This window comes from Bradyrhizobium sp. SUTN9-2 (genome assembly GCF_003122645.1).
Classification (GTDB): Bacteria; Pseudomonadota; Alphaproteobacteria; order Rhizobiales; family Xanthobacteraceae; genus Bradyrhizobium; species Bradyrhizobium yuanmingense.
In genome coordinates, this window is sequence record NZ_LAXE01000001.1 from 6,873,861 (window position 1) to 6,889,341 (window position 15,481).

The 15,481-nt window shown below is 58.1% G+C and carries 13 protein-coding genes and 1 pseudogene; 7 read left to right on the top strand and 7 right to left on the bottom strand.

Annotation, left to right across the window (positions count from 1 at the left end; translation table 11 throughout):
* Positions 1–105 precede the first annotated feature (105 nt).
* From XF30_RS31895 to XF30_RS31905, 3 genes are read left to right on the top strand one after another with little or no spacing between them, the layout of a single operon-like run.
* Positions 106–2,838, top strand: a complete 2,733-nt coding sequence (locus tag XF30_RS31895; RefSeq protein ID WP_109144889.1) for an ATP-binding protein — start codon at positions 106–108, stop codon at positions 2,836–2,838.
* A 44-nt stretch (positions 2,839–2,882) separates the two neighbouring features.
* On the top strand, positions 2,883–3,413 hold the full coding sequence (locus XF30_RS31900) for a hypothetical protein (RefSeq protein ID WP_109144890.1): 531 nt from the start codon (positions 2,883–2,885) through the stop codon (positions 3,411–3,413).
* 42 nt (positions 3,414–3,455) lie between these two features.
* The gene (locus XF30_RS31905; protein WP_244609055.1) at positions 3,456–4,631 is read left to right on the top strand and encodes a nucleotide kinase domain-containing protein; all 1,176 of its coding nucleotides are present in this window, start codon (positions 3,456–3,458) and stop codon (positions 4,629–4,631) included.
* A 9-nt stretch (positions 4,632–4,640) separates the two neighbouring features.
* On the opposite strand, the gene XF30_RS31910 is transcribed toward XF30_RS31905, so the two are convergent.
* From XF30_RS31910 to XF30_RS31925, 4 genes are read right to left on the bottom strand one after another with little or no spacing between them, the layout of a single operon-like run.
* A complete protein-coding gene (locus XF30_RS31910; protein WP_158284432.1) occupies positions 4,641–5,756 on the bottom strand; it encodes a MazG C-terminal domain-containing protein in 1,116 nt (371 codons plus the stop codon).
* Positions 5,671–6,315, bottom strand: a complete 645-nt coding sequence (locus tag XF30_RS31915; protein ID WP_109144892.1) for a nucleoside triphosphate pyrophosphohydrolase family protein — start codon at positions 6,313–6,315, stop codon at positions 5,671–5,673. The genes XF30_RS31910 and XF30_RS31915 overlap by 86 nt, the downstream gene beginning before the upstream one ends.
* Positions 6,312–6,962 carry an Nmad2 family putative nucleotide modification protein gene (locus XF30_RS31920; protein WP_158284433.1) on the bottom strand — a complete coding sequence of 217 codons (651 nt, stop codon included), beginning with the start codon at positions 6,960–6,962 and terminating at the stop codon, positions 6,312–6,314. Before XF30_RS31920 ends, XF30_RS31915 begins: the two co-directional genes overlap by 4 nt.
* The gene (locus XF30_RS31925; protein ID WP_146207764.1) at positions 6,959–7,411 is read right to left on the bottom strand and encodes a hypothetical protein; all 453 of its coding nucleotides are present in this window, start codon (positions 7,409–7,411) and stop codon (positions 6,959–6,961) included. Before XF30_RS31925 ends, XF30_RS31920 begins: the two co-directional genes overlap by 4 nt.
* A 125-nt stretch (positions 7,412–7,536) precedes the next feature.
* Between XF30_RS31925 and XF30_RS31930 the strand changes: the two genes are divergently transcribed.
* On the top strand, positions 7,537–7,842 hold the full coding sequence (locus tag XF30_RS31930) for a type II toxin-antitoxin system HigB family toxin (protein WP_109144894.1): 306 nt from the start codon (positions 7,537–7,539) through the stop codon (positions 7,840–7,842).
* A complete protein-coding gene (locus XF30_RS31935; protein WP_109144895.1) occupies positions 7,839–9,020 on the top strand; it encodes an ImmA/IrrE family metallo-endopeptidase in 1,182 nt (393 codons plus the stop codon). Before XF30_RS31930 ends, XF30_RS31935 begins: the two co-directional genes overlap by 4 nt.
* Before the next feature lie 750 nt (positions 9,021–9,770).
* Here XF30_RS31935 and rpmD read toward each other — a convergent pair.
* Positions 9,771–9,950: pseudogene (gene rpmD, locus XF30_RS39640) on the bottom strand (50S ribosomal protein L30); the annotation flags it as partial.
* Between the two features lie 71 nt (positions 9,951–10,021).
* Positions 10,022–11,119 (bottom strand): hypothetical protein, encoded by a 1,098-nt coding sequence (locus XF30_RS31945; protein WP_146207765.1) that lies wholly within the window; start codon positions 11,117–11,119, stop codon positions 10,022–10,024.
* 226 nt (positions 11,120–11,345) lie between these two features.
* Between XF30_RS31945 and XF30_RS31950 the strand changes: the two genes are divergently transcribed.
* Positions 11,346–12,086 (top strand): DCL family protein, encoded by a 741-nt coding sequence (locus tag XF30_RS31950; protein WP_109145933.1) that lies wholly within the window; start codon positions 11,346–11,348, stop codon positions 12,084–12,086.
* Positions 12,087–12,103: 17 nt separating this feature from the next.
* Entirely contained in the window at positions 12,104–13,621 is a 1,518-nt protein-coding gene (locus XF30_RS31955) for a hypothetical protein (protein WP_109144898.1), read from the top strand.
* A gap of 30 nt (positions 13,622–13,651) precedes the next feature.
* On the opposite strand, the gene XF30_RS31960 is transcribed toward XF30_RS31955, so the two are convergent.
* Entirely contained in the window at positions 13,652–14,020 is a 369-nt protein-coding gene (locus tag XF30_RS31960) for a DUF1889 family protein (RefSeq protein WP_109144899.1), read from the bottom strand.
* Positions 14,021–15,481 lie beyond the last annotated feature (1,461 nt).

Consider the following 15,481-nt stretch of genomic DNA (forward strand, 5'->3'; position numbering starts at 1 on the left):
CGATGATCGACTGCTCCGGTTGTCCCAAATTTTATTGCACGCTCACCGAGCAAATCTGGTGAGATTTGCGCTGTCCCGTGATACCTTTGGCACGGGGAGGAAACGATGCCGACAACCGTTCCATTTGCTTTTAGCGACACGTCCAACTTCGATCAAAACGTCACGGATTTCTCAGCCGAGCTCGCAAAGCTGGATGCCGTCGCCGGTCCCATTCTGGCGGGCGCGCTCCCCGCCTTGTCCAACGGCGAACAAGACAAAGGCGACTTGCTCGACGCCCTTGAGGCAGCTCTCTCGAGCCCGCCCGCCACTGCGGCGCCCAGCGCCGCCCCCAGCCAGCCCGCTTCGCCGCCACCGAGCCCGGCAACAATAGTTGCGGCGCCAATCCAATGGTTCCTCGAGGGGCTGGAGATCGAAGGCTTTCGCGGCATCAACAACGAAGGCGCGCCGCTCGCGCTGAAATTCAAGCCCGATTGCGTCAGCTCCATTACCGCGCCAAACGGCGTCGGCAAGAGCTCGATCTACGATGCATTGAGCTTTGCCTTCCGCGGCAAGATCGACAAGCTGGACCGGCTGCTTCAGGCCGAACGGCCGCAAGACTATTACCTGAACCGGTTTCACCCGGCCGGCCTCGGCACAGTCAAGTTGACCCTGCGGCCCGACAATGGCGGAGCCGCGGTCACGATAACGGTCACCCGCAACGCAGCAGGCCAAAGGAGTGTGTCCGGCCACCCCGATGCCGAAGCCCTTCTCGCCGAACTCAACCGCGAATTCGTGCTTCTCGATGGACAAACCTTTCAAAGCTTCATGGATGAGACGGCGTTGAACCGGGGCCGCTCCTTTTCGGGTCTGCTGGGTCTTGCCCGCTATTCCACCCTTCGCCAGCAGATGCAACAGCTAAGCCACACGCGGTCCTTCAACTCGCACTTCGATACAAGCGCGCAAGCTGCCAAGAAGGTCGCCGCCGATCGGTCCATCGTCGCGGCGCGAAAAGCCATTGAGACTGACTACGAAGCCCTCGTCCTTGAGAAAATCGCGTCGCAGGCCCCTGCCGCCGATTCGCAAGCGCGCTGCCACGCGGCCTTGGCGGCCATACCCACGTTGTCGCCGTACTGCGACGGCAAAACCTTCATGCAGATCAGCGGCGCCGATTGCCACGCGGCCGTGAACGCCGCTGAAGGCGGTCCCGATAAAGCGCGCCTCGCCTCCCTCATACAAACCGAAGAGCGATGGAAGACGGCGAATAAAGCCACGCCCACCAACGGTGACGCCGAGTTACTGCACGGCCTTGTACGTACGCGCGAGGATGCCCTTGCCGGGACTGCGGGAGAACCTCTGCAGCGGCTCTACAAGGTCAGCGACGAAGTTATGTCTGGGGCCGAATGGACGTCGCCGAACCTCTGCCCAACGTGCGGTGTGCAACACGACAGCTCGGTGCTCGACCACGTGCGTGAGAAGCTCGGCCAATATGACGCTGTCGAAACGGCAACCGCGGCCGTGGCTACGGAATGGGCGGCCAAAGGCTGGTCAGACCTGGATGCGCTCGAAAAGCTCGTACTCGGGGAGGACGAGGCCCTCCTTCTCGCGCGTCTGAAACGTTCCGGCGAGGAAGGGACCATCGCGAGCGCGGAGACCACCGCGCTTGCATCACACATCGCGACGATGCGGGCCAAGGCGGAAGCGGAGATACAAAGGCTCGCATCCGAAAGTGCCGCCCTTTCTAGAGGGATGCCGCCCTCGCTGGTGACAGTTACACGGGCCATTGAAGCAGCGCAGCGCCTGCAGACAAACTGGGCCACTCTCGAGTCAGCCGGAAGGGAAGCAACCGAGCTCGCCGCGCGCGGCCAACGCACCGCACGGCTGAAATCCTTCCTCGACCAGGCGAGCGCGGTGTTCGCGCAGGCCGAGTCCGGAATGGCCGCGACCCGCCTCGCAAGGGTTGAACCGCTCTGCCAGGACCTGTTCCATCAAATCATGTTCAGCCCCGTAACGCCGATCCTTCGAAAACCGTCGGGAACGGAAGATCTCACGATTGGCCTGGCAACCTTCTGGACGCTTCACGACGTCTCGGCGCAAGCGCTGCTGTCGGAGAGCTACCGGAACGCATTTGCCGTTTCCGTTTACCTGGCGGCAGCCTCCCTCTACGGCGGCGCGCCGCGTTTCATGGTGCTGGACGATGTGACATCGAGCTTCGATGCCGGGCACCAGCATCACCTTGTCGAAGTCATCCGAACACGCTTTGCGCGGCCGCTTCAGGCGAATGGGCCACAAGTGATCTTGCTGAGCCACGATACGTTGCTGGAGAAGTTGTTCAACAAGCACTCCGGCTCGCCGGACTGGTCGCATCAAAGGCTCGAAGGAACGGCGCACACGGCCGTGCTTCTGCAATCGGGCGCGGTCAACAAGGTGCGCGATGCGACGAACACCCTGCTGAACCAAGGACGCGTGGACGATGCCGCGCCGCGGCTGCGGCAATATCTCGAATATGTCCTACAAACGATTATCGACAAGTGCCGCATTCCCGTGCCGCCCGATCTCGCGTTTGGCGACGATAAGCGCACACCGGGCGAATACCTCAACGCCATCAAGGCGGCGGTGGAGCTTGAGGATCGGGCCGGCAGCCTTATCCTTGAACCGGCCCAGAAGCAGGCCTTGCAAATGCACTCAGCCACGATCATCGGCAACTTCGTATCCCATTGGGCAACGGGGCAAACGACGGCATTCTCCGCTCCCGCTCTGCTCGGCGTGATGCAGGCGATCGAAAACTATCAGGATTGCTTCAAGTACGAGCCAACGCCTGGAGCTCAAAAGCGGTTCTATGCGACACTCCACAGCCGCTAACCAGCGCGGCGATTTTCTTTTCTGGTTCGGGGAGACGAGTGGCGATGGACAAACGATCCGCCCAGATTGCGACGATCTGCGAATGCATCGACCACTGCTGTGTGTTCACGATATGGTGTGAAGACTTCGCCAAATTCTTCGATGAAGAAGACATCGTCGCGGGCTTGGACAGAGGCGCCGAGCTGATGGCCGAGGCAACACGCCTGATGAGCTTTGTCGCCTTGCGAAAGCTCGATGATTTCCTTCGAGGGGCCAAGTCAAAACCGGATGACTTGGTTGCGGGCGACTTTGGCATCGACGTTCCGGGTGTGCTGGCCGGTATAGGCGAGACGTTTCTTACCGGGAACGAGCGCGAGAAGATCAACAAGGGGGTTGCCCATCTTACCGAGAACCTGGCGCTTGACGAAGACAGCGAGGTCGACCTTCAGGAACTTCTCAGCCGCCTACTGCCCGCGCTTGAACGTCTGGCGTCGGGACTTCGCACCGCCGACACCTCGCAGGAGGCAACCCAGTGGCTGGACAAAACCGAGGCGCTCATCGAGCGCGTGCACTCACTCCACGTGCGCCAAGTTTAGGTCTCGCGCTTTGCAAAGGTCCTCACCTTGCGACCACCAGGAGTGATTTTAAAGAGCTCGAGCAGCGGCATCAAAACAACGCCGTACGGAAAAAAGACACAGGTTGCGTTGAAGCTCTGGCAGCGCAAGCACGGTTATGCGAGACAAGAGTGCCAAGAAGCACAGATTCGAGATGCGATGCCTACTGAACTCGCCCCCCGGCTTCCGCTTGATCCGCCGGCAGCGAAGCGCCACCGCGGTATCGTCGTGGCGATCGGCAATAACCAATTGCGGACGACGCCGGTCTTTGACGCCTATTGGGAGTTCGCGGCCGAGCGGCAGCGGATCTTCTTCCGCCGCCTCGAAGGGATGTCTGGTGCGCTCACGACCGATCCGGTTCTGAAACTGTTCAAGTTCACGAACGCCTATCGGGCCTCTGACCGCGTGAGCCAATACCTCCTGCGCAACGTCATCTACCGACCCGACCTGCCGTCTGATGCGCGCAACGTCTTCTTTCGCACGATCCTCTTCAAATTGTTCAACAAGATCGAGACCTGGCAGCGTCTGGAGGCGGCCGTCGGCAAGATCACATGGGAAGAGTTTGACTTCGCGCGTTACGACAAGCTGTTGACGAACCGGATGACGGCGGGAGAGACCATTTACTCGGCCGCATACATCATGCCATCCGGCGGCAGTGTGTTCGGACACAAGCTCAAGCATCGCAATCACCTTCGGATGATCGAGTATCTTTTTGCCGAGCGGTATCCGGAAAGGCTGTCCGACTGCAAGACAATGGCGGACGCCTTCGCCCTTTTGCGGACGGTGCCCTTCATGGGACCGTTCCTCGCCTATCAGTATGTGACCGACTTTAACTACAGCGAGCTGACCAATTTCGGGGAAGACGAGTTCGTTATGGCGGGGCCGGGTGCACTGGATGGCATTTCGAAATGCTTCCTGGGTGCGGACACGGTGAGATCCTCCGATGTCATTCGCTACATGTTCGATCATCAGGAAGAGCATTTTGAGAAGCTCGACATCGATTTTCCGAAGCTTTGGGGCCGGCGCCTTCAGCTTATCGACTGCCAAAATCTCTTTTGCGAGATTTCAAAATACGCGCGTGTGGCATTTCCCGACTATCTGGGCGTAGCGGGCAGGACGCGCATCAAGCAGAAATACGAACCCACGGGCCCCCTGCCCGAGCCGTTCTATCCGCCGAAGTGGAAGATCGCTGCTCGATAGGGCGCTGTATCAAGTGGCCATATCGTGTATATCGGCAATGGCTGTCGCGGTGCAGGTGACCCTGTTTGTATCCCGGCTGAAGGCGATTTTGTAATCGACGGCCTTCAACTTCCATGCGCGCTGCTGAATAGATTTTTTCGCCTTGACGTAGACGAGGTTTCCGGTGCCAAGCCGCACCTCGATTTCAGACCAGAGCTCGGTAGAGTTCTGGTCCAATCCCAGCGCATCGAGAACAGCGCGCTTGGCGGCTGCGGTTTCCGCGCACCGGTTATCCCGCATCGCCCACTCCCGTTCGGCGGCTCCGAGCACCGGATCGCTCGCCTGCACCCTTAATTCCGCTGAACCCATGCCGAGGCCGACGCTGATGCCCTGAACGCCGGGGCACACGGTCGGAGAAAAGGAAAGGGTCCGGCGGTCGAGATCAATATGCACCGTGCCCTGCTTTTCATTGGAAAGCTGGAAGAACATATCGCAGCCGTCGTAGATCGCGTCTTCGCATTCCCAGAACGTATTCTTGGCGACCTCGAGTCCATCGACATAGGCACGGAGCGTCTTCAACAGCTTGAAATTGATCAGCGTACGTTCGGGGAACAGGCGCGTCGGCGTGCCCACGATACACCGGCCGGCGGCTTTGGCCTGGCGGTCGCCTTCTGAGTGGATAGCCTTGATCACCAACTCCTCGACGACCTTGGCGCGGCCACTTTTTTCTTCTTCATCAACTTTGTCATCGCGGCTTTTGCGCTTGCGCTTCATCAACCCGCGCACGACTGGAGACCAGCCGAGATGTCCAATGAACGCCAGATGGATGGCGTCGTGAAACCGATATCCGTCGTCCTCGTAATAGTTATCCGTCAGATCATCGCCGAGCGGCTTGCCCTCAAAATACATCCGGGATTTCTGCGGGCCGATGCGCACAAAGGCAACATCGAACTGGCGCGGGAACTGTTCCTTTGCGTCGCGATCCGCATCATGCAGCGGCGTTGGCGCGCCGCGCTCCGACCGGAACTGCACCTTCCGGCAGTTCGATGCAATAACTTCATCAAGCGAAAGGTGATAAAGGCTCGCGATTGCCGAAAGATGCCAGGCGACACCGCCAAGAACAATGGTCGGCTCCCCATTTGCCACGTTCGTATGCAGTGCGGCTTCGGAAGCAGGCAACACGGTCCGCATTAGTTCGGCGCCGTGCTGCCCAGAGAAGCGCAAGGCACACTTCGAGTAGAACGCGGCCATCCGTGCGTGCGGTCTTGTAGGCAAGCCGCTGGTAGTCATCGAAGTTATAGCCGTCGGCGAGCGGAAATGCCGCGGCGCCGTCAAGGAAGGCTTCCCGGTTGGCGGGATCAAGCGAACGCTCGATCATGTGGGCGCGGTCGTCGCTGCCGCCGATCTCGGTGCGCATCGCTGTGATGTTGTGGGAAAGAATATCGACATAGCCGCCGCTCATCACCTGCGCGGCCGAGTAGCAATACCAGAACGAGTCGCCCAGCTCCTCCGTGATCTCGTCGTTGGGCTGGTCCCAATGCGGCCCCTCGCCGCCCTCAGACAAGATCTTCTTTTTGACCGCCGCGACCAGCGAGCCGATCTCGCTCACCAAACCGTAGAGTGCGATCGATCGCTGTTCATCGACGGGCTTGCCCGCAAACTGCTTGGTCCTCTCGACGAAGGCCGCGTAATCGACCGGCTTCATGCGCTGACCGCCTTAGCCTTGGCGGCCTTCTTCGCGCGCGGCTTTTTCGCGCCGATAAATTGCCAATGGGCGGGTTCGCCGATGTAGCCGCGCTGCGGCAAGGTCTGCAGCCACGCCATGACCTGCGCGATCTGCTCGTCGGTGAAGATGCAGCGGTGCCCCGGCCCTTTCTTGAGCACGAAAGAGAGATGATCGGGAATCTTGATGCCGAGCCGGCCCCAATAGGCGAATTCGCGGCTGATCAGCACCCGGTCGGTGGTGCCGGTATCGCGGTGGAGATCGCCGAGAGAAAGGCTTCCGTCTTCAAGACTATGAAAGGAGTCCTCCTGGACGAACTCCTCGCCGCCGTCACGGTGATAGATGTTGTCGCCGTAGCGAAGAACGGTCGAGCCACTCATCACCGCCTTCTTGCGGCGGAAGCGGCGATCCTGCCAGTAATCATCGAAGCCTATGACCTCGTCGACCCGCATCCAGTAGCAGAGATGGCCGGCCAGCTTCGGATCGACGGCGCCGGTGCCAAGGATATAATCACCCACCTTGGCGATCTTGCGGATCTGCGGCTTGCAGCACGCAAGTGTGCAGACACCGTGAAAGGGATTGGGCGCAAAGCCGAGATCGTGCTCGATTACATAAGAGAACAGGGTCATGACGCTTTCGCTTTTTCGTCGACGCACAGGTTGCGCTCCGTCTTAGGCTTGGGCAGGGGCTGACCGTTGGGTCCTTCAAAACAGTGCTGGTCTTCTTCCGTAACAACGACGCGGAATTTCGCAGCATCGGGGCCGATTATCGAGTAGGCGTATTTGTTCATGGCGTCCGACGGCTGGGCGTCAGGCGCCGCGTCTTCGGGCCACACGCAAACGGCGCGGCGCCCGCCCCGCTGCGTGGTCGCGAGGTCTGCCTCAATAGCCGGATCGGTGCAGGTGTCCGCCGAGGCCAGGATCACCACGATCTCGTCTTCGCAGTCGGGATCGGGCTCGCCGACGGCGTCGACCACCTCGATCTCATCACCAGCCATGCCCGCGTCTTCGGCGAGACGCTTGATCTGCTCGATCTCTTCGTCCGTCAGGTTCCGGCCAAGTATCGTGATGCGACGCATAGTGGTCTCCATAAACTCTTGGGTTGCGGCCCGGCAAGATATGAATGCTCCCGTATTGGGAGCGTGGACTATTTTGACCTTGCCGTCAACAAAAAAGCTCCCAAAATGGGAGCTAGGAGATTGTTATGAGATTCGTGGGACAAACCGAGGTGGCGGCGTTTCTGGCCGGCTCGCCGGCTTACGATAATACCGTAAAGGCTTGGGTCGCGGAGGTGAAGTCTGGGCAATGGGACTCAGCGACGGCGCTTGCTGCGGATTTCCAACACGTCGACGTGTCGGTATTGCCGTGGGTGGCCTTCTACCTGCTGCCTTCGGCGCTCCGTATCCGCACCCTGATCGATTTCCGCATCGGCGTCGTCATGCTGCTGGCCATTGATTTATCCGCCGCCCGGCACCGCATCCAAACTCAACCTTGGAATAGAGCATCGTGACCATCAAGCCGATCCGCAATGCTTCCGATCTGTCGGCGACGAAGGCTCGCCTCGCTAGCTTGCTGGCTAAGAATTCGGGCGAGTTCGATGACGAGATCGAGGTCCTGACGACCTTGATCGAGCAGTATGAAGAAAAGTTCGCGCGGGTTGACGCACCGGATCCAATTGCAGCGATCAAATTTCGAATGGAAGAAAAAGGGCTCACCCCCCGTCAGCTGGAGCCGTTTATCGGATCAAGGGCGCGAGTATCGGAAGTCCTTACAGGCAAACGGAGCTTGTCGATCGACATGATCCGTTCGCTTCACGAGGGGTTGGGAATCCCGTACGCCTCGCTAGTCGCCCGGCCGAGAAAAACTGAAAGCGTCGACGAGATCTCCGGCAGCGCGATCCGGCATTTAAACACGCTTGGTTTCTCGCTCGACAGAGAGGAAATATCCCACTTCATCCCGGCCTCGCTTCAGCAAACCGTTCCATCGGCCCTGCTTCGCAAGACCCGTACGCAACGAGCGGCCTCAAAGACTGATCAAGGCGCGCTCTTACTTTGGCAGGCTGCTGTCTTGCAACGCGCGGAAGCCTTGACGCTCGCCAACATATTCGATCGATCTGAGTTCAGCCGAGCAACCTTACGGAGACTTGCAAAGCTAAGCTCCAAGATAGATGGAATAAAGCGTGCGCTCGACAGCCTTTCGAATCTAGGCATTGCCGTGATCGTGATGCCCTCGCTCCCCGGCACGTTCCTCGATGGCGCGGCGATGGTCACATCGACGAATGCACCGGTCGTCGGTCTTACACTACGTTATGATCGGGCAGATAATTTTTGGTTCACACTCCTCCATGAGCTCTCCCATATCTGTCTCCACTACGAAGCCCTGGTTGATGGACATACGACCTTCGTTGACGACATGGAGATTATCAGTGACGATGTGCGAGAGCAGCAAGCGGACGCACTTGCCCAAGAGTCTCTGATTCCTTCTTCGATCCTGGAGCAAGTCGTCTGGAGCCCGGATTCGAGCTTCGATGATATCACGACGGTATCGGCGCGAGCGCTAGTTCCTGTAACCGTGGTAGCCGGCCGTTGGCAGCGGGACCACCAGAACTACAAGAAATTTTCCAGGTTGATTGACCGTAGCTCCGTTCGCGCTCTGCTATTACCCGGCAAGGCCGCTGATCGCTCTTAAAGGACCACCATCAAAAATGGAGCCGAACGCGCCTTCCGACCTTGTGTCACGCCAAGTGCAACAAACCGAACGCGGTTCGTATCTTGCCACCGAGTTGAAGACAATCTTCGTACCCTAACCGCAAATATTCATAACATCGCAAGCTTCCTTGCGTCGGGCGCCGTCATTGTTGACGATATAGCGAACCGTGCGGGTGTGCGCATCGATCCAGAAGAACAGATCAATCCGTCGTGCGTCTTGCCACAGCTTTCTTTGTTTGGCCCAGGCCTTGGTGAAATCCTTTTCATTCGGATCGACTAAAAGGAAGCCGCGACCTCCCTCCGGAGTGGGCATGCCCGCGATCGCGAGGTGCAGGTCGACTGGCCCGCGGAGACGCGCGTGGCTGACAATCACCAGGATATTGGGCTGCGCATGATCCGGATTCACGGCATCGAACTGGGTGGCGGCTTTTTCAATCACGCGTGCAAGCGCATGCGCGGTCGGGTTTTCACGGACGTTCTGCCGGATTTCACCTGGCTTCAGATCGTTGGGAAACGCGAAAACGCGATCATCGCGCGGGGACTTAAGCTCACAGTAGCCCAGTAATTCTCCATTCCTGAGAATCTTGAAGTCGGGGCTTTTTGCGTTACCCTCGGGCAGGCGAACGAGTTCAAGCCCCAGCCCCTTAAAGAGAAGCTGGCGCATGAGCGCTTCATCCGCCGCCTCATCAATGGGCTGCGGCAGTATCAAGCGGTGCGCTTCGAGCAAATCTTGGTCAGGAAAATCGATCAGATGTCTTACTTTCTGAACCATTCCCCAGATTGAGCCATTGAAGGGCACCGTCGCGATGCGGCCAATTTTGTTGAGCCCAAGTCCCTGCAGCGTTTTCCTTTGCGAATGATGCCGCCGGATCGGGCTTCGAATTTGCCGTATTCGGAAATATCCCGCCACGACGCGCCCTCCTTCGTTACCCGTCCCATAGTGCGTGTGCAATTGCCGCATCGCGCGCACGCGGCGCCGTGCTACTCAAATTGCCGCGTTAGCCTGCTTATCGCCGGCATCCGCCGCATGTTGTTGAAAAAGGCGATGTTTATCCTTACAGCTCGCGCATCTTCTTTAGTGTTGCCGAGGAATAGTTGTGTCCTGTCATCCGAAAGGGAGATGTAGATTTTGGCAGGAGCACCAGGCGTCCGGCCCCACCCATTGAGGCTCCCGAGAGCGAGCGGCGACAGCATCTGTCGCACGGTTTCGGCCTCTGAGATCAGCTCATTGATGTCGGGGATGGTCCCAATGGTCTTGGCTGCTCTCGTCCGCTCCTGTTGGTCCATCCGCGCAACGGCGTCGGCGCTACTTTCTCCGAAATTTAACGTCCGAAGCCTAGACGCAAACCTTTCGACCCGTTCCGCTATTGGCACAACGTTCGGCTTGAGCATTTCGAATCCTGCGAGCGGCCCGTAACGCTCGAGGTCGTAAACTGTCGCAGTACTCTCGTTGCCCGAGCGATCAACCCGTCGTTCGGTTCTCGTCACTTCATAACGCAGTACTCCGTCAGATCGTAGATGCGCCCAGAGATCAAAACCGATGGTGCGTGTCATTCGGTCGGAAAGAATAAAACGTACCCGATCGATCTCGGAGATGATTGGCGCATTCTGCTCGATCGCAGCAAGCGCTTCCGGCACCTGTGGCAAGCACCTCAACAGATAGGCCTCGTTCCTGCGCTCCGTTTCCTCCTCCTGGAAGAGTCGTTCGGCTTCCGCATGCCCTGAGGCGTTGATTGACTTGAAGCAATCGCCTCCCATGTTGCGAATGACTCGCTCTTCAGGGAACCAAGCGATTCGACCGTCCTTGTAATACCAGGGTGTATAGGGCTTGCAGCATGGGCAGGGCGCCCATCTCTCCCTGTTACGTGGGCCAGCATGGGATGGTGGCAGGTCGAATTCTCCGAGATAGCGAACGATGGCACCTCGCGGTGGCTTTGTATGCGTGTGCCCGGGCCAAAGATGCGGCGCGCCGGTTTGCTTTATGTGGGCCTTGATCTCCGCAACGACGGTAAGGTCCGGCCGCTCAGTGTAGTTCGGCTTCACCGTCAGGGCTGTTTCGGGAATATCGATGACCTGCACGGTTCCAGATTCCTAGAAAAATTGTGGCGAAACGCTTCCCTCGAATCATCGCTGGCTTATACCATGATCAAATCTACCGGCTCTTAAGGGTTGGGGATCCCCTGAATGTACAACCTGGGCTGACGACCATTCGGCAGAGCTTTTCGGGCAATATTGGACAGGGTGTCACGACCGTCCGCGTCCATTTCTGCATTGACGACGCGCGTTGAGAATAGGCTTCGATACCATGGCTAAATCTGTTTCTCTTCCGAACGGCCGATTCTGGAAGGCGCAAACCGCCGCTCTCGATCACTTCAAGGACATGCTTAGGCGCCATGCCGACGAACAAATCGTCGAAGACTATCTCGATCACGATGATCTTGTCGCCCTCCTGGAGCGATATGATGGAGTCATCGTCGACGGGCCGGCCAAGATTGGGCTGGGAATAGACTATTTTTTTCGGCGTCAGAACGTTGGCGAGGGCTTCTCAACACCGGGTTTTTGGGTACGTCGGATTGACGGCAGCGAAACCGATTTCAGTTACATTCAGGCCGTAAAGGGCCAACCGAAGTCGAACGCGCAAGAGTTCTATGATGCCTGCCGTGCCGCTGTGGCGGCTGATCTCCTGGCGGCGAAGAAACGCCATTTCGCCACCTTTGCGGATAATGGGGGCCGTGTCCCGTGCGACCTCTCCGGCGAGTTGCTCGCATTCCCCGATGCTCATTTGGATCATGCTTATCCAACTTTTGGGCAGTTGGTCATAACTTTTCGCGCCGCCCGCGGTTGGCAGCACGGTGCGCCCGACGGAACACTGACCTTGCCGGCGGATGCGCAGACTACCACAACCTTCGTCGATACCGCCGTTGCTGAGGCTTTCCGGCTGTTTCATCACAGCGCAGCTACGCTTCGGATCATTGCAAGGCACCGAAACCTCGCGATGTCGGCAGGTCAGCGGCGACCAAAGGTGAAGTTGCCGGTACAGATCTAGGATGAGGCATTAGGACCATGGGGCCATTAGAGAAAGACGATGGCTACATCGTCACGCTCGCGATCCCGGATATCACTCGGTTGGCGGACGAAGAACTCGCGGCACTTGCGCCGTTCCGTGATGGGCGTTGGAGCACGCAAACAAAGGCTCTCCTTGCACAATTCTCAGCAACCAAGCTGGATCTCAATCGCGGCTGGGCGTCGACGCGGGAACATTGGACTTGTCCATGCTGCCAACGCGGGAAAGCACATATTGCGCGTGTGAGCAGCGGCGGGGTCCTGCTTTGTCGGCTTGAGTATCACCACGACCACCTGGTCGATCGTGCCAAGCGAATCTTCCAGGAGTACAGGCCTCGTGGCAAGGATCGGGAGACCACCATCCAGGTTGGTCGAGCCGAGAATGCGCTCATGCTCCTTGTTGAGCGTTTCGAACAGACGCTAATCTGCATCGACTGCAACCTGGCGGAAGGCCGCGCCAAGCTGGAACTGGCGAAAACGATTGAAAGCGACTTTACCTTTACACCGGCCGAGATCGCATCATTCATTGGCGTCGCTCCAAATCGCCTCCATGAGATCGATCTCGACAAGGCTGAGGCCGGATGGCTTCTCGCCAAAGACGATGTTGCGGATCGGCTCGATTTCACGAGACGCATGGCACAACGAATCGCTTCGGGCCGCCATCGCCGGCAGGTGGCTGCCGGCGAACGGCTTATCTCATATATGCAGGATCGTGACATCATCTACGATCTTTTTCTGCGCGCTTCACCCGACAATGGCCGTGCTGGTCTGGCGCACACGATAGAAGCGCGATCAACGTCCAATGACAGCGCAGGCAATTCGCCCAAGCCCAAGCGCAAGCCGCGCGGGGATGTTCCGAGCGATGCAGAGTTCGCGGAGATCGATCGTCAAAAGCAGGAGCACAGGGCGTGGGTTTTGGCGGGCAATGAATGGTCTTGTCCGTGTTGTGATCGCTCGAAACGTGAAATTTGCCGGAAATCAAACCGGGGACTATGGACGGCCCACATTCATCGCGTCTGCGAGTTCGAACCGGAAGACGATAACGATAGCCTCTGGCGTCGCAGGACTCGTGCTACGAGCCAGATCGTCATCGGTTCTCACACCAACAAGCTCGTCTGTCAGGACTGCAGAAACATCGTCGCCGAGGTCAAGCGACGCAAGCCCGGGCTAACTGAAAACAACCTCACAATAGACAATGTGCGCCTTCTCGTCGGCATCGCGACGCCACATGTGCCTCATGACGTCGATTGGGAAAACGCAATCATGCTTGCGCTCGGCAACCGGTCACTCGTTGATGCTATCGACGACTATTTTGAGCACCGAACGAACGCTCACGACGCCTTCCGAGAGATGAAGGAGTTGATGGAAATGGGATACTCGAAGCAAAAGGCGCGAGACATGCTCGGCTACGAGCACGCGAAGGCGAATGACATCGATCTTGACGAAGGCGATGCGCAGATCGATTGGCTTCTGGACGAGGCGGAACGCCACATACAAATGGAGCGCATCTCTCTCTAGTCACCATTCGTCAGTTCTAAACGTTCACTTCTAGTTTGCTCTTCTTCGCGCAACCGCCTCCAAATCGGCCGCAGCGTTAGAACTCCAGTTGTTACGCTGTGCCCACCGCCGCACCTCGATCGGGTCAAATGAGTGCCCCTCGGAACGAAGCTTGTCGAACGTCCGTTCAGCATGTTTTTTATCAGAGGGGTGGTTGAGGCCCGTACCCAAGTTGATGGACTCCGTTAAGCGGACAAGCGCATCTTGAACGGACTCCGAAAGCGTACTTGCCGGAGCTTCGGGTCCCTTCTGGCCGAAGGTTGTCGGATGCCACGTGGCTTTCCACTCCTGGGATTCGATATCCGACCAAGGCAGAAAGAGTATGGCCTGCGCGCCCCACGCATCGTCCAGCTTAGCCATATCCTTTGTAGAGATATGGACGCCGACAAGAAGCCCTTGGGCAGCAGTAGGCCGAAACGTCTGGGGGCTTCCAACACCAGCGTAATGCCCTCGGCGAGGGCAACTGACTGCCCCTTCGTAAGCGCCTTGGCTACGGCTGCCCCGAGAAATTCACCAACGATGGTATGCTCCCAGCCTCCTTTTTTCGGTACAATCAAGGTTACGCGTGTGATGCCTTTTTCCTTGGCGAGCTTCACGATGCCAGCGAAGGCTGTGCGAACCTGGGTAGCGTTCCGTTCAACTACGTATCGATCAATGGATGCCACTTGATTACTCGCTTAATGCGCCAAGCCTTATCGGTGAGTTGTGTTTCCCGACCTAGAGGGGCAGCCACGAGCGCCGCTTCGCGTACCCTTAAAACAAACTGCATATCGCTGCGGATGTCACTGCCGTTCGAATCGAAGAACACATCCACGCGTAGGTGACTTTACTGCTCGTGCGGATCGGTCCGTCAACGTGTCGGAAGCAACGCACTTGAGCCGGCAATGGAAGCGGGCATGAGCAGTGCTTGAGCATGCCAAATAGCGCGCGGCGGAGTTCGCCGACGTTCGCCGGTGCTTATTCGACGGATATTCGACGACTTTTGCAAAACCGATCTAAGTCATTGAATTTTATGGCGCTTCCTAGGGGAATCGAACCCCTGTTTCAGCCTTGAGAGGGTAAAGTCGATCCGCGTGATGATCATCGCTGAAAATCCTGCGATGGAGACCTTGCGTCAGGCCCGGCTCGTTTGCATAGGCAGGCGTTACCGCACCAGAGACGACCCAGCCGAAGCGCAACGAACGTGATCAGATTCAAACACAATCAGCAAAATCAACGAAGCCAATCGCTATACCGCCTCTCATAACGTCTAGTTGCACGTTCGAGTCCGCTGACTGGTCAGGGAAATCGGCGCCCTCGTGCTGCGCGGTTCGTTCGCCGCAGCAGTTACACTAATCCGCGAAAGCGACGGACGAATGTCGAACATGTTAGCACCGGGGCATCCTATTCGTACTCCAAAGAAGCCGAATTCCCTCCGCGCGATGGGGAATGCTTTTCTGCTGTAGTCTTATCTGCTCATTTTGCTTCACCAAGGCTCCGGTCAAAAGGCCAAGAGCGGTGAGGCATTATGCATTTGCGTCCCGAGAGCATGCAGCCACCCTATTCTTCGACCGAGGTCGCAGCGGCGATTGGCGTCTCTCTGGATGCATTCTATCGCACGCGCCGCCTCAGGCACCAGCGCGATGGCTTGCCTTCGCCGATCAGCGAGCGAGGACCGCTGAAATGGGAACGCACCGGCTTTGATGCTTGGCTTACCCGACATCATCCTATGCGCCCAAAGACAATTGCCAATGACGCATTCGCGCCGCCGCCAGCAGCAAGCGACGAGGGTCACCGCGAGCGGCTGCGGAGAGCTTACGGCCAGTACGACTCTTGACAGAC

Bases quoted from the DNA above. Each gene is read 5' to 3' on its own strand.
- XF30_RS31915 (WP_109144892.1), bottom strand. From the start codon at position 6,315: ATGAAGCCGGTCGATTACGCGGCCTTCGTCGAGAGGACCAAGCAGTTT.
- XF30_RS31950 (WP_109145933.1), top strand. From the start codon at position 11,346: ATGGCTAAATCTGTTTCTCTTCCGAACGGCCGATTCTGGAAGGCGCAA.
- XF30_RS31930 (WP_109144894.1), top strand. From the start codon at position 7,537: ATGAGATTCGTGGGACAAACCGAGGTGGCGGCGTTTCTGGCCGGCTCG.
- XF30_RS31895 (WP_109144889.1), top strand. From the start codon at position 106: ATGCCGACAACCGTTCCATTTGCTTTTAGCGACACGTCCAACTTCGAT.
- XF30_RS31925 (WP_146207764.1), bottom strand. From the start codon at position 7,411: ATGCGTCGCATCACGATACTTGGCCGGAACCTGACGGACGAAGAGATC.
- XF30_RS31920 (WP_158284433.1), bottom strand. From the start codon at position 6,962: ATGACCCTGTTCTCTTATGTAATCGAGCACGATCTCGGCTTTGCGCCC.
- XF30_RS31900 (WP_109144890.1), top strand. From the start codon at position 2,883: ATGGACAAACGATCCGCCCAGATTGCGACGATCTGCGAATGCATCGAC.
- XF30_RS31960 (WP_109144899.1), bottom strand. From the start codon at position 14,020: ATGGCTAAGCTGGACGATGCGTGGGGCGCGCAGGCCATACTCTTTCTG.
- XF30_RS31955 (WP_109144898.1), top strand. From the start codon at position 12,104: ATGGGGCCATTAGAGAAAGACGATGGCTACATCGTCACGCTCGCGATC.